General features: G+C 39.6%; 13 protein-coding genes. 4 read left to right on the forward strand and 9 right to left on the reverse strand.

What is annotated here, in order from left to right:
- Positions 1-5: 5 nt before the first annotated feature.
- Entirely contained in the window at positions 6-1,010 is a 1,005-nt protein-coding gene (locus MKY71_RS14005) for a TAXI family TRAP transporter solute-binding subunit (protein WP_340733008.1), read from the reverse strand.
- A gap of 247 nt (positions 1,011-1,257) precedes the next feature.
- Here MKY71_RS14005 and MKY71_RS14010 point away from each other — a divergent pair, with 247 nt between their 5' ends.
- The 3 genes from MKY71_RS14010 to MKY71_RS14020 are packed head-to-tail and all read left to right on the forward strand — an operon-like array spanning position 1,258 to position 4,779.
- On the forward strand, positions 1,258-1,641 hold the full coding sequence (locus MKY71_RS14010; protein WP_339172974.1) for a MerR family transcriptional regulator: 384 nt from the start codon (positions 1,258-1,260) through the stop codon (positions 1,639-1,641).
- A complete protein-coding gene (locus MKY71_RS14015) occupies positions 1,638-3,152 on the forward strand; it encodes a class I adenylate-forming enzyme family protein (RefSeq protein ID WP_340733009.1) in 1,515 nt (504 codons plus the stop codon). The genes MKY71_RS14010 and MKY71_RS14015 overlap by 4 nt, the downstream gene beginning before the upstream one ends.
- Positions 3,133-4,779 (forward strand): acyl-CoA dehydrogenase family protein, encoded by a 1,647-nt coding sequence (locus tag MKY71_RS14020; protein ID WP_340733011.1) that lies wholly within the window; start codon positions 3,133-3,135, stop codon positions 4,777-4,779. Before MKY71_RS14015 ends, MKY71_RS14020 begins: the two co-directional genes overlap by 20 nt.
- Before the next feature lie 488 nt (positions 4,780-5,267).
- On the opposite strand, the gene MKY71_RS14025 is transcribed toward MKY71_RS14020, so the two are convergent.
- The 3 genes from MKY71_RS14025 to MKY71_RS14035 all read right to left on the reverse strand — a co-directional run bounded on the left by MKY71_RS14025 (position 5,268) and on the right by MKY71_RS14035 (position 7,783).
- The gene (locus MKY71_RS14025) at positions 5,268-5,618 is read right to left on the reverse strand and encodes a hypothetical protein (protein WP_340733012.1); all 351 of its coding nucleotides are present in this window, start codon (positions 5,616-5,618) and stop codon (positions 5,268-5,270) included.
- 83 nt (positions 5,619-5,701) lie between these two features.
- On the reverse strand, positions 5,702-7,348 hold the full coding sequence (locus MKY71_RS14030) for a M20/M25/M40 family metallo-hydrolase (protein WP_340733014.1): 1,647 nt from the start codon (positions 7,346-7,348) through the stop codon (positions 5,702-5,704).
- 183 nt (positions 7,349-7,531) lie between these two features.
- Entirely contained in the window at positions 7,532-7,783 is a 252-nt protein-coding gene (locus MKY71_RS14035; protein WP_340733015.1) for a hypothetical protein, read from the reverse strand.
- 207 nt (positions 7,784-7,990) lie between these two features.
- Between MKY71_RS14035 and MKY71_RS14040 the strand changes: the two genes are divergently transcribed.
- A complete protein-coding gene (locus tag MKY71_RS14040; protein WP_340733016.1) occupies positions 7,991-8,878 on the forward strand; it encodes a LysR family transcriptional regulator in 888 nt (295 codons plus the stop codon).
- 117 nt (positions 8,879-8,995) lie between these two features.
- Here MKY71_RS14040 and MKY71_RS14045 read toward each other — a convergent pair whose 3' ends face one another.
- The 5 genes from MKY71_RS14045 to MKY71_RS14065 all read right to left on the reverse strand — a co-directional run bounded on the left by MKY71_RS14045 (position 8,996) and on the right by MKY71_RS14065 (position 13,534).
- Positions 8,996-10,165: a hypothetical protein gene (locus MKY71_RS14045; RefSeq protein WP_340733017.1), complete on the reverse strand. Its 1,170-nt coding sequence runs from the start codon at positions 10,163-10,165 to the stop codon at positions 8,996-8,998.
- Between the two features lie 14 nt (positions 10,166-10,179).
- Positions 10,180-11,004 (reverse strand): hypothetical protein, encoded by an 825-nt coding sequence (locus tag MKY71_RS14050; RefSeq protein WP_340733018.1) that lies wholly within the window; start codon positions 11,002-11,004, stop codon positions 10,180-10,182.
- Positions 11,001-11,690 (reverse strand): ABC transporter ATP-binding protein, encoded by a 690-nt coding sequence (locus tag MKY71_RS14055; RefSeq protein ID WP_339172992.1) that lies wholly within the window; start codon positions 11,688-11,690, stop codon positions 11,001-11,003. Before MKY71_RS14055 ends, MKY71_RS14050 begins: the two co-directional genes overlap by 4 nt.
- Entirely contained in the window at positions 11,683-12,060 is a 378-nt protein-coding gene (locus MKY71_RS14060) for a GntR family transcriptional regulator (protein WP_339172995.1), read from the reverse strand. Before MKY71_RS14060 ends, MKY71_RS14055 begins: the two co-directional genes overlap by 8 nt.
- 178 nt (positions 12,061-12,238) lie before the next feature.
- On the reverse strand, positions 12,239-13,534 hold the full coding sequence (locus tag MKY71_RS14065) for a transglutaminase domain-containing protein (RefSeq protein WP_340733019.1): 1,296 nt from the start codon (positions 13,532-13,534) through the stop codon (positions 12,239-12,241).
- Between the last annotated feature and the right edge of the window lie 192 nt (positions 13,535-13,726).

Genomic DNA, 13,726 nt, shown 5'->3' on the forward strand with positions numbered 1-13,726 from the left:
GGATTTTATTGTTGATCTTCTCCTGCTTCAGGTGGAATTAAATGCTCTGGTATGTCTAAGCCAGCTTCCACAAAATATTTGTATGCTCCGATATGAAGTGGCGTCGGAAGACCATTTAATGCTGATTCTAATTTTATTTCAGTCGCTGAATTGTGAATTTGATGTACTTTGTCCAAGTTTTCATAGATAGCTTTCGTTAACTTATAAACAAGATCCTCATCCATTTGTGCTGTTGTCGCTAAAAAGTTCGGCTGTGCAATAGTATTAATTTCTTTATCGATTCCTGTATATGTACCTGCTGGAATAACATAACGGAACCATGTGTTAAATATGCTGTTAATGCTATCAAGCTGTTCATCCGTTACATCCAGTACCGATGCTTTCACACCTGATGCAGCCATGTCCATGATGGATGAAACCGGTACACCTGCCGGTAATGAACCTCCATCTAAACGCCCGTCCCGCATCGCTGAAATCGTATCATCATAACCTAAATATTCAGGTGTGATGTCTTTTTTCGTTAAGCCAAGTCCTTCCATGATTACTAATGTTGATTGTTCTGTTCCAGATGCTTGCGGACCAACTGAAAATGATTTCTGATCGATATCTGAAATAGTTCCTGTTTCAGTTTCTTTATTCATTAATACGAAATGCTCAACGTTTGACCAAAGCATGGAGATTGAACGTAACTCTTTATAAGGTCGCCCTTCAAAGTTTCCTCCACGTCCTTCATATGCCTGCGCACCTATCAACCCTTGAAGAATCGCTACTTTTGCTTCCTCATTTTTTAATAGCTGGATATTCTCTACGGACCCTGCTGATGATTGACCTGTCCCCTTAACATTGTCTTCAACTAAAATTTCAGTCCATAAATTGCCTAATCCAACCCCTATTGGATAATAAGTTCCCCCTGCCGATGCTGTTGCGATTGTGATGAATTCACGTCGCTCTATACAGCCGGACAAGATTAATGTTAGCGCTACCAAAAATAATAAAAGTGACTTTTTCATTTCATTCCCCCCGTTTATGAAAAGTTTTAAGCTTGTATGACAAGTTTACAAGTACATTAATAGTTTTACAATATGTAATATTCGGAATTTTAAATTTAATTATTTATTCCTATAGATAAGTAAAATTACATAGAATTATAATTCGCGTTTCTCTCTTCCAGTAAATTTTTCTCTATTTTATTCTTTATTTCTCTTTAAATTGACGTTAACGTAAATGATATACTTTCACCAATGGGGGTGTGTCTTTATGAAATCCATTAAAACAATCGCTAAAGAATATGCACTCACACCGCGAACATTGCGCTACTATGAAGAGCTCGGGATTTTGAAACCGACACGACCTCATAATGGTATGCGCCATTATTCCAAACGGGAGGAGGCCAAGATCAAACTAATTATCCGGGGAAAAAAATATGGGTTTTCAATGGAAGAAATTAAGGAAATGATTTTGCTTTTTGACCTTGATCGTACAGGTATTAAACAGCTGGAGCGGACAATCGAATACGGTCAGCAAAAGATAAAGGAAATTGACCAGAAGATTCAAGAGTTGTATGAAATCCGTCAAGATATTGAAAAAACGGAAGCTATTTTTCAGGAAAAACTAATTCGATTATTGGAGGACCAATCATGAATATTTCTAATCTATTAGCTCGTCATGCAAGAAAGTATCCGAATCAAGTTGCTGTTATTAGTCTCGGTCAGGAAACGACGTATCAACAATTGGATGATCAAGTAAATAAAATCGCCGGCTCGTTGCGTGCAAGCGGAATTGTTAAAGGCGATAAAGTCGGAATTTTCATGCCAAATGTGCAAGAATTCGTCGCGCTTTACTTTGCCATCCAGCGTATCGGTGCTGTCGTTGTACCGATCAATGCCAAGTTTGTCACACGTGAAATTGAGTATGTGCTCAATCATAGCGATGCGAAGGCGATCTTTGTCCATGAGCTGATTTTCGAACAGGCCGCTACGATTATGTTCAATGGTTTAAAAGTAAAAACAGGTCCTGCTGTCCATGACTGGCAAAGCTTCAATCATTTCCAGGAAGCCGAACCTAATGAAGCTGTATGTTGTGATCTGGTAGAGGACGATGACTCCACATTACTTTATACATCCGGCACAACCGGCAATCCAAAAGGCGTTTTACTGACAAACCGCAATGTACTTGCTGTATCGCATATGATTGCAATTGAAATGGAAGTAAAACCAGAAAGCCGGATGCTCATTATGATGCCGCTTACTCATTCTGCGCCATTGAATTTATTTTTGGTTACGGCCATTCTAGTCGGGGCAACCGCTGTACTCACACCGACGTTTACGCCTGACTTGTTACTAGATACGGTAGAAAAATACAAAACGACGCACTTCTTTGGAGCACCTGTTGCCTACCTTCTAACTGCCGGCTCACCGCGAATCGCAAGTGCGGACCTGTCGTCAATGAAATGGTGGGTGTACGGAGGCGCACCACTTTCCGAAAAAGAAGTCGTATATATTCAGCAGCAGTTTAATACGGACAACTTAGTTTGTGTATATGGTTTAACGGAAGCCGGTCCGAGCGGTTCGATTTTACATGCTGCCGACCACCCTCACAAGGCAGGAAGTATCGGCAAGCGAGCACCATTTGGAACAGAGCTGCGTGTTATTAATGCTTTAAATGAAGATGTGGCTCCCGGAGAAATTGGCGAAATTATCTTATATGGTGAAGGTAATATGAAAGAGTACTATAAAAATCCGGAAGAAACGAAAAATATTTTCGTTGATGGCTGGGTACGTTCAGGAGATTTAGCCCGCATTGATGAAGAGGGCTATATTTACATCGTTGACCGTAAAAAAGATGTGATTATTTCCGGTGGTGTGAATATTTATCCGAAAGAAATTGAAGATCAGCTACTGCTGCATGATGCGATTTTTGAAGTAGCGGTGTTCGGCGTACCGCATCCTGAATGGGGTGAAACAGTAAAAGCGGTTTACTGTGCGAAAGTCCCTGTTTCCGAACAGGAAATCCGCGAGCATTTAGAAGGAAAACTTGCCGCGTTTAAAATCCCGAAAATCTTTGAGCAAGCTGAAGCACTTCCGCGCAATGCTTCCGGAAAGATATTAAAACAACAGCTAAGAGGTGAAGCAAATGCAAGTGTTAGCCAATAAACGTGAAAAGAGCCAGAACTTTTATGAATCTGATCAGACATTGCATCAGCTATTACAGCAAAAGCTTTCGCCGTCTTTTTATCATTATGCGGATGAAAAGCTGACGGCATTCGGTGCGCTTTGTGCCGGACCAATTGATGCCCGTGCCAAAGTGACGGACCGCGAAGGCGAACCAAGATTGCGCCGCTATAATGCATACGGTGATGAAGTGAGTGAAGTTATTGTAAACGAAGGCTATAAACAAACGGTTGCCGAAACTTATGGTACAGGGATTGTCGGCTATGTGCATAAAGACATTCCTGAATTAGGTCATAAAGGCAATTATGTATACAGCTTTGCGCAAGGTTATTTACTATCGCAAACTGAGCCAGGTTTTTACTGTCCTGTTACATTGACGATGGCGACGGCTTATTTATTCGAGCACTATGCATCTGAAGAACTGAAGCAGAAGTTTATGCCTCATATTTGTGCAACAGGCGATACGGAATTATTTGAAGGGGCAACGTTTTTAACGGAGCGTCAAGGAGGATCCGATGTCGGAGCGAACGTCGTGGAAGCGCGACTTGAACAAGGTGAATGGCGTTTATACGGCGAAAAGTACTTTGCCTCAAATGCCGGGATGTGCGGTGTTGCGATGGTGCTTGCTCGCCAGACTACTAGTTCCAAACAGGGCTCACGCGGCTTAACTTTGTTTGCTGTACCATGGCGTAACGACGACGGTGAGCTTAATCATATTACGATCCGCCGATTGAAAGATAAGCTTGGCGTAAAAGCAGTTCCATCAGGAGAGGTCGAGTTTAACGGTGCAAAAGCATATGTTGTCGGGGATCCGTCCAAAGGCATCTACTATATGCTCGAGGCGCTTAACCTGTCACGTATTTGCAATGCCGCAGCATCTGTCGGCATTATGAAACGCGCATTGGATGAAGCGGTACATTATACAAACGGGCGTATTGCGTTTGGCCAGACAGTTGCCGAGTTTCCGATGGTGAGGCATTCGTTAGGCGCACTGCACGCAAAATGGCACGCATCGCTTGTCGCGTTGTTCGATTTAGTGTCGCGCTATGATGAAGTTGTCCGCGGGAATGCTTCAGAGGAAGAACAGCAGCTCGTCCGCCTGTTAATTGCGTTAGTGAAAAAGGAAACGGCCGAGTGGGCAATCGAGTTTACGCATGAAGCGATTGAACTTCATGGCGGGAACGGCTATATCGAGGATTTCGTGCTCCCTCGCCTGCTTCGCGATGCGCAAGTATTGACTGTTTGGGAAGGAACTGCGAACATCTTGGCACACGAGCTCATTCGTCTTGTGCAAAAAAATGCGCATAGTACGCTGCTGAATGAATTACAGCAGACGAACCATCCGTATTTACAGCAGCTGGCCTCTGTCGTGGAGCAGCGTTTCGCAGTGTTTGTCACTTTGGATCCGGCCATGCAAACACTGGAGGCGAAACCGCTTATGCAACAGCTTGCCTGTCTATACGAAGCGGTTGTTGCGGTAAAGCATGGCGAAACGGCCGGTGAACGTGAGCAGATGCTGGCGGAAATTTATATCGAGGAACAGTTCGACCAGAAGCCTTTTGGTGAAGTGCCGTTAGCGGTGAAAGGGTTTGAGCTGTTGAATAGCTAACGGTAGTTGATTGTTTGAGTTGGGCGCCCGGGGTTTGTTACCGGGCGATTTTTAGTGGGCGTTGGGGGTGTGGGAGCCGGATCTTCTAATATATCCGCAGAAGTTCTAATATAATTTTATTTGTTCTAATATATTGCCGATCTTCTAATATAAATGCGGTTTGTTCTAATAAGTGTCCCGGATATTCAAATAAAGTATGTACTTCTTCTAATATCCTGCCTCAATCTTCAAATAACCCGCTCAAATGTTCTAATAAAATCCTGACACAGCCTTTTCTCGCCCATTTTACCGGGAATAAAAGTTCTCCTGCACCTTAAATTTGCGGATCTTCTAATAACGAGCCCAGTTCTTCTAATATCACTTGAATTTCTTCTAATAAACCACTCTATTGTTCTAATAAAATCTCGGCCCGCTTTCTTCCAGCGACCCTACTTCAAAAATAACGGATGCAGACGATCCTAATCCGTCCACACCCGCTACGTTAACCCTTACTTCGCTTCTTCAATTGCTTCCATTAAAGCTGCGAATAGATTTGCATCGTCCGCATCTTCATCTGTTACTTCATTTAAAATCTCAAAATCGTCTGCGTCGATGACAAACAGGCTCATGCCGTCTTTTAAAAATTCATCGGCTTCTACTTCGCCTTCGTAATATTGATACGTTGCTAACACGATGTTTGAACCTTCTTCTTCATCAAAGAAGTAATAAAGCTTTGCCGTGTTGCCATAAACTTCTTCCAACACATCTTCCAACGCTTCCGTACCTTTACTCCATTTCACTTCATTATTTACTGTCGCTGCCACGAGCGATTCTAATAATTCATCTACTGTATTTGTCATCATAAGCCTCCAACTCCGCTTTAGTTCGCGGTTAGTATTCCCACTGTATCACAAATTTAACGATAAACGTTAAAGGCAGATTATTAACTACTCAAGATTTGTTCATTTACCTCATAATGCGCCGCGAATAACTTTGCGATCGTCAAATCAAGGAGATCGACTAATGGTCCAAACGCAAAATCCGCATCCAGTCTTTCTGTCCATTTATGCGGGTCTCTCCCTACCGGACCGATGTTCAGCACCGGTACATTCAGCTTTTTCATATCATCGATCGGCAGCGAGTAGCCTTTATCCCACATCGGCATATTGTTTATAAGCGATTCAATCGAACTGTTTTCATAATTCAACCCTACATAGCTTAAATCCGATATTCCGGCAAAGTAGTTTTGAACTGTAAACTTCATATTATATGTTTCATGCGAGTATTCCTTCAATTCATTTACAAGATTGCTGATGAGTCTCGTTTTACCTGAACTGATGGCAGGATAAAAGGGCGGTGCGAAGAAAATGACAATCATCGGTGCCAGTTCATTACATAATGCAGCTAATTGATCAACGAGGTCAATCGTTCGCTGCCGGTCATCTTTTTCGCTGTCACGGTTTGATAGAAGCTCTTCAACCCGCTCTTCGCCGTACTTCTCCACCGCATATTCGTAAATTTCTTCATACGTCATGACCTTCACTTTTAAAGGTTGCGGTGTAAAATCTGTATGCTGTGAATACTTTGTCGCTTTGCTCATATAGGACTGTTCGATTTCAGTTGCCGCATTGATCGCTTTTTGCTGAAGCATTGATATAACATCTGTCATGCTTCTTTCAAATAAAAATAAATTAAACAAGGTTACAGCCCGGTGCGAAATTTGAGTGGAATACTCCGTTTTCAAGTCACGGTAAATTAAATTCGTTGGTGGCGGTGTCGTTTCTACGCCCACCTTTTCGCAAAAGTCCATATTTAATTCCATTTCAGCTGTGATGACCGATGCCATATAATTCGCATTCAGTCCCCCGAACGGTTCCCCGACATGGGCTTCCTTCCCGTAGCATAAAAAGCCCGGCAATGCTTTTCCGATTGAGCCGGTATAGAAGTAATTATTTAGGTCCCCAGGAAAATTGCTGAACATCGGCTCTGAATTTAAAATCGTCGTATATTCAAGATTATATTTTTCCGCTAGCTGTACAAGTTGTGGAACCGCTGCCCGCATTCCTTCAGAGTTTACTTCTTCATCAGGAACGGTCAATAAAAGAATGTTGCCGTCATATTCTCCGTATGTCGCCTGTTCTACAATGGACATATGCAAAGCAAGCCCGCACTTCATATCCATCGTGCCTCTGCCGAATAACCAGTTTCCGTTGTCTAGATCAACTCGTACTGCTTCCGGCAAGTTATCTTTCACCGAGTAAAACTGTTCTGTCAGCTTCTCAGGATCGAAAGCATATTGTTTCCACTTCCCGTAATCCTGTACATCCACCACATCAAAGTGACTAACCAACACGACTGTCTTTTTCGTAACCGGAGATTTTTTGACCAATGCGCTAATAAAACTGCGCCCATCACTCAAATATGTTCGATTTAAATGGTCAGGGTATTCTTTGAAATACGCCAGCTCCGACAGTTTACTCACTACAACTTCAGGAAAATCCTTTTCAGCCTGGGAACCCGATACACTTTGCACTTGTACAAGTTCGCCTAATAATTGCCTTAACTGCTCTTTACTCTTCCATTTAAACACAACATACCCTCTCCTTTGTCTAGTTCTAGCTGTCTCTCGATGTCGTCTCGTTTTCCTCAGTGTAAATAAATAAGAATATTCAGTCAATAAAATATTTACAGCTATAAAATTCTTGGAGTTTGGTGATTAGAAATTTAAAAAACCCGCTACCATAATTGATAGCGGGAAGAGTTTTATTCAAGCTTATTTCTTTTCTTTACCCATTGAATGGAATAATTGAATTGAAGATAATGCGTTAAATGGCATTTCTAAGTTGTTGTTGATGCTTTCTTCGTAAGTTGCTTTTAAGTCTTTTTGTAATACTGCTAATGCTGTGTCTGCAGTCCACTCAGAAACATCTGACCAGTTGCGTGCTACCCAGCTGTCGCCGGTACTTACTTGTAATAACTTAATGATTTCTTCTTGTGGTAATCCGTAGTGGTTACCTAATTTCATGCGAGTCAATTCGAGATAAAGTGAATGGTAAAATGAAAATCAATTGTAAAGATGTTTTACAATAAGCTATTAACATTTTCGAACAAGGTGAGAAAAATATTCACAACTCGTACACATTTAGTATACAACCGCCCTTATATTGAGTAAAATTCATAGTTAGAATGTAAAGTATGCATAAAATTCATAGTTAGGAGGAGACGTTACGGAATGGATATTCGCCAACTTACTTACTTTATTGAAGTAGCAAAGTATAAAAGTTTTACGAAAGCTTCAAAGTCTCTTCACTTATCCCAGTCGACACTGAGTAAAGTAGTGAAAAGTTTGGAAGAGGAATTGAATGTCGAGCTGATCGACCGCTCTGCGAAGAAAATCAAATTAACCGAAGCCGGGGAGATTATATTGGCGGAAGGTGAAAAGATCATGGAATCATTGGATGATATATCCGTTCATCTATATGATCTGATGAATTTAAGAAAGGGAAAAATTAAAATGGGGATTCCGCCCGTTTTCGGATTTTTATTTTTCCCGAAAATTATTAAGGAATTTAATGAATTATACCCCGATATTAAAATTCAAATTTTCGAGGATGATTCAAAAACGGTTAAACAAAATGTTTTAGAGGGCAGTTTGGATATTGGTGTTGCCATGCTGCCGGCAAATGAAAAAGAATTTGATGTCGTTCCGTTCTTAAGTAACGAGCTTTCACTCTTCGTTCACCATACACATCCTTTAGTGGACCGGGAACAGGTGGATTTAATTGAGCTGGAACATGAAACGTTTATCTTAATCAAACAAAAATTATTCCATGACCTCATTATCCAGCAATGTCTGCATGTCGGGTTCCATCCGGAAGTAGCATTTGAAAGTTCGGAATGGGAATTCATCAGTGGCATGATCAGCGAAAATTTAGGTGTTTCGATTTTACCGAAACCAATGGAAACGAAAGTCGATCATCAATTGATTAAGTCGATTCCAATTGTAAATCCGAAACTTCCTTGGAATCTCGGCCTCCATACGAGTAAAAAGAAAAACTCTTCCCCTGCTGTTCGTGCTTTCCAAAAGTTTATGGAAGAGAAACTGCCTTATAAGCTGTAACACGAAAAAGACGCTTAATTTTGGGTTGCCGGAGAATTTCCGCACATGCCTCGATTAAGCGTCTTTCTACTATATAACTCTAAAATCTGTTGGTAGCCAAATTCAATGAGTTAACAATCATTTACTTTCTAATTCATAAACATCAGTTATGTGAATATAATATTTTTGTTTCATATTTTTATTGATAACTTTTCCTTCATATAATAATGCCCCTTGTTGAATATCAAAAATCTTGAGCACAAAATCATTATTCACTTCTGTCATGACGTATAATTTCCCATTTAGTGAAGTCGTGCTGTTCAGGTCAGGATTCAACACTTTTTCAGTATTCGATGCAGTAATCGGTTCCAGCCATCGCTGCTGACCAATATTATATCTGTAAATGACTATTCCCTCTTTTGTAGAATAGGCGATCACTAAGTAATTATCATCCACTTCAATACTTTGCAGTTTCTGCTCTAAACCATCCGGTAACTGTATATCTATTATTTCATTCGTTTCCATATTTATTGCACGGAACTGACTTGAAATAAGATTTAGCTCAGGACTCTTCATATCAAAAGAGCTTATAGAATAGACATGGTATTTTTCATGACCTAAATTTGAATAAGAATTGTAGGCTTCAATACTTGTTCTTGTCGCTTCATCTATTGCCGCTTCTTCAAGTAAAGTTTCGCTTAGCAGCTGCTGCTTTTTCAAATCAATAATCACTTGGTACATTTTTTCGCTTCCGTCATTATCAACTTGTTTTACAATAAGTTTAAGCTCATTATTAACAACTGTAATATCACTATAAAAAACCCAGTTATATCTATTATTCAGCTGTGACTTGATGGAAAATGACGTTTTCTCATCCTTCACTTTATCCAGTATATCAACTTCATAACTGTATGTGTCCCCTGCTTTTACTTTCCAGCCTTCCTCAGGTTCCTTCATATAAATAAGCTTCGTATCGTCCTCAAAATAGTTATTGGCAATTAATGCTTTACCTCGCATGAAGTTTTTATGCTCATCTATAAGTTTTTGAAACATCAAAGGAATTTCCCGGTTATGGACAGTTTCGATTAACGAGGATTCATCTTTACTAATAAGAAGTGAATTGTAGACCATGCCATATTGAAGGCTTGTTTTGAACATCAATGAATCTATATATTTATCATCGCCTGAAATTTTTTCGAATGTAAAATCATAATCTTTACCTTTTGCGTTCGCTACTTGTATATAGTGAACAGTAAATGTTACAACGATTATTCCGGCAATTAAAAGAAGTTGCCAATATTTTTTCATGTCATTCCCCTCCTCTACACATTAATCTTTCGTTTTAATAAATAATCTGCTAAATAAATTGCAAGTGCCGTTGTTAAAACACTGAATCCAGTAACTAATAAATAAATCTCATTCGTATAAAAATAATTGGTAATTATTTGAACGATCACCGGAACCATTACAATACCTACTGAAATCACACAATAGATGAATGCCAGAAAAATCCCTTTAAGATGATAGCTACGTTCAAATAAAATAGAGGTGAAAATTACCGCAACAGCTGTAATGCCGATTACGTAATAGAAAACAAACAATAAAGGTGATTGTGGATACAATAAATCCAGTAGTTCAGTAGAATAAATATAAATTATACTTTCATCCATCCATAATTGGTCAGGTACGATTCGTTGTGTAATTTGATTCACAACTTCCAGTAAGATAATTTGCATTGCTGTTAAACCGAAAACAAAAAGCAATATTGTTGTTAATTTAGCGAAATACACATTTCTGCGTGCTGTAGGCAGCATGAGCAAACGATAAATAACCGATGATTTCCCTAACCAGTCACGATACCAAATAAAAAACACATAAATCATAAGTAAAGCTGCTGCAAATATAACGGATAGAAAGAAGTATTCCGAAAATAAAAAGTTCTGCAGTGAATACGCACCATAGGTTAAAATATAGTCGCTTACTGTCATTTGATCCCGCACCATCGTTGTTTCCGCATTGCTTACATAAAACGAAGAGGTGACAATAGCCCCGATAATTTGGGCTGCTACTACCGCAATGATTAAAGATAGATAAAGTTTACTAAATCGTTTCACTTCAAAATTGACGAGTTTTATATAGTGATTCACCCGACATACACCTCCCGCATTACATCTACTACGGATTTGCCTTCTGTTTCCCGCATCTCTTCCACATTCATTTCTCTTAATACACGGCCGTCCCCAATGAGCACTGCCTTGTCGATTAAATGTTCGATATCATTGATTTCATGTGTTGTAATAATGACGCCGCGATTTTCGATTAAATGACTCGTAAAGACATTGGCAATCTGTTCTCTTGAAAAGATATCGATTCCTGAAAATGGCTCATCCATCAGGATGTAGTCCACATCCAATGCCAAACCAAGCAGTAAATTGACTTTTGCCGTGTTTCCTTTTGACAAACTTGAAATTTTATCGTTCGGATCCAGTTGAAAGAATGCGAGAAGTTCTGTTGCCCGCTGTTCATTCCACACTTTATAAAAATCGGCCATAAATTCGAAGCTTTGTGCAATTGTATAGTTTGGTGACATTGTCAGACGATCTGGAATATACGTAATTTTTTCGTATGCGTCTTTGCTGATTTTTTTGCCATCGATTAATATTTCGCCACGGTCAATCGGCGTGAGCGCCATAATTGATTTCATAATGGTCGTTTTTCCTGCACCGTTAATTCCGATCAGGCATGTAATTTGCCCTTTTTCTGCAGTAAAGCTCATATCTTTCAATACTTGCTTTCTTTTATATTTTTTAGAGACATTTTTTACTTCAATCACGCTGCTCCGCCTCCTCATACTGTTTCTGTACGAGCTCCATTATTTCGGGAAGTGGCGCATTGATTGATTTTATGGAACTGATAAATACTTGCACCGCTTCACTGATTAATTCTTCACGAACACTTTTTAGTACCGTTTCATCTTTCGTAATGCAACTTGGCATATTACCTTCTGTATAAATCAATTTCTGCTCCTCCATTTCCTTATAGGCGCGCTGCACTGTATTCGGGTTGATTTTGAGCTGATTGGCCAACTCCCGTCTTGATGGTATGACGTGGCCTGGCGCAAACGAACCTTTTGCAATTTGCTCTTTAAAATGACGGATAACCTGCACATACACAGGATCCCGGTTATTGAATTTCACATCCACCTTATTCAGCTCCTTTCGTGTATTACTCCCTTAGTACACTATCCGCAAAAAAATACCGCTACGAACTGTACTCTGTACTAACCTCTTAATACAGTATGCATAAAAAAATGTATTAAGCACTTCATACACCTAATAAGTGTATTATGTGGTTAATACATTTCTTTGTCAATATTATTTTTTACAGGTAATCATTTACAGCAGTTTTCGGATAATCCGATTTAATCCATTCATGGTCTTTTGAAAGTTTCTCATCGCTTATAAGGAAATACTGGTAATGGACTCGATCTCCCTGATCCGGAACCGGGTCATTCCATGTAATATCAAGGTGATACCACTGTCCATCCACTTTCACCAAATTCCAGGCATGTGGTCCCCCTGCATTTCCGACAACATATTTCGCCTCGATATCGAGTGCTTCAAACATTAATAAAGCGGCCAATGCATATCCTTCACAGACACCTTCGCCATTCATTAATACAGAATACGGTGTATGGGGATTCGCTTTACTGTTCACATTGTACGCTGTGTGCACGACTAAATAATCATTTACAAATTTCACTTTCTCCGATTCCGTTGCATTGTCCGGAATTGTATTGATAATTTGATCGATTTTCCCGAGAACAATGGCATTTTCCTCTGCAGTCAAATCATAGTTGACCGTTGCATTCCATTCCACTTTATTGCCATAGTATTTGGCACGTGTTGAGAACTCGCCCATGACCGCCCATAAATACGGTTCATTTTTTTCCAGCCATGCAAATACTTCATCGATTGTCGTTTCAAAATCGGAGACATCCCCCTCATAGTACACCGTAAACTGATGTTCAAACTGCGACATATGATGGGCGATTGCCTGGCCTAACTGCTCTACATTTGTTACTGCCTGCGGTAAATCTTTTACATCATAAACCGGAACGACTTTCTTATTCGCCAAATCCTGAAAGTTAAAGCTTTGCAGTTTATTTTCACCTTGCATAAAGCTTGTCACGATCTGATCGATTTTATCTTCCAAGTTAACATTCAGTTTCAGTTGAATGTTTTCGTCAACTGTCGGCAATGTCAATGAAGAGGCTTTTACTTCGTCTTTCAAAATTCCGCCTGAAAGAATTGTCGCGAGGAGAAAGAGACAGGTAAACAGCCCTTTCGAATACGTTAAGGCACTTGCATACAGTTTTGTGAAAGGATTTCTCGTCATCCGATTCAACTCTGTATTTGCTTTTAGTTCGAATCGATCTCGGTCTCTGGAGGCAAATAATCGATTCGGTTTGGTCGTCGCATTATTAAAAACGCTTTTATATACGTCAAAAAGCTGTTGCTTATTTCCTTTTGCCAGTTTTATTTGTTTAATATGCTGTTTGATACCTTTTCGTATTCTACTGCGAATATATAATTGTGCGGTAAAGGAACGTAACAGCTTTATAAAAATTACTAGGACGATTAGAAAAATGATGGAAAAAATAATTAAATTACTCATATTACCCCCTACTAATTTTCTTTATTTATTTCTATATTACTTAATTATAGTTTCAAATGATAAATAATATGCATGCCAATCTCATAAATCGTCGTTGTATTAGATTCCCCGTTCATTATTGATAGAATAGCTTTATAGTGCATGAATTTTCCGAAAACGATTTACTTCCACAATGTAAAAGTGTAAAATTAC

The organism is Solibacillus sp. FSL W7-1324 (assembly GCF_038008025.1).
Lineage (GTDB): Bacteria > Bacillota > Bacilli > Bacillales_A > Planococcaceae > Solibacillus.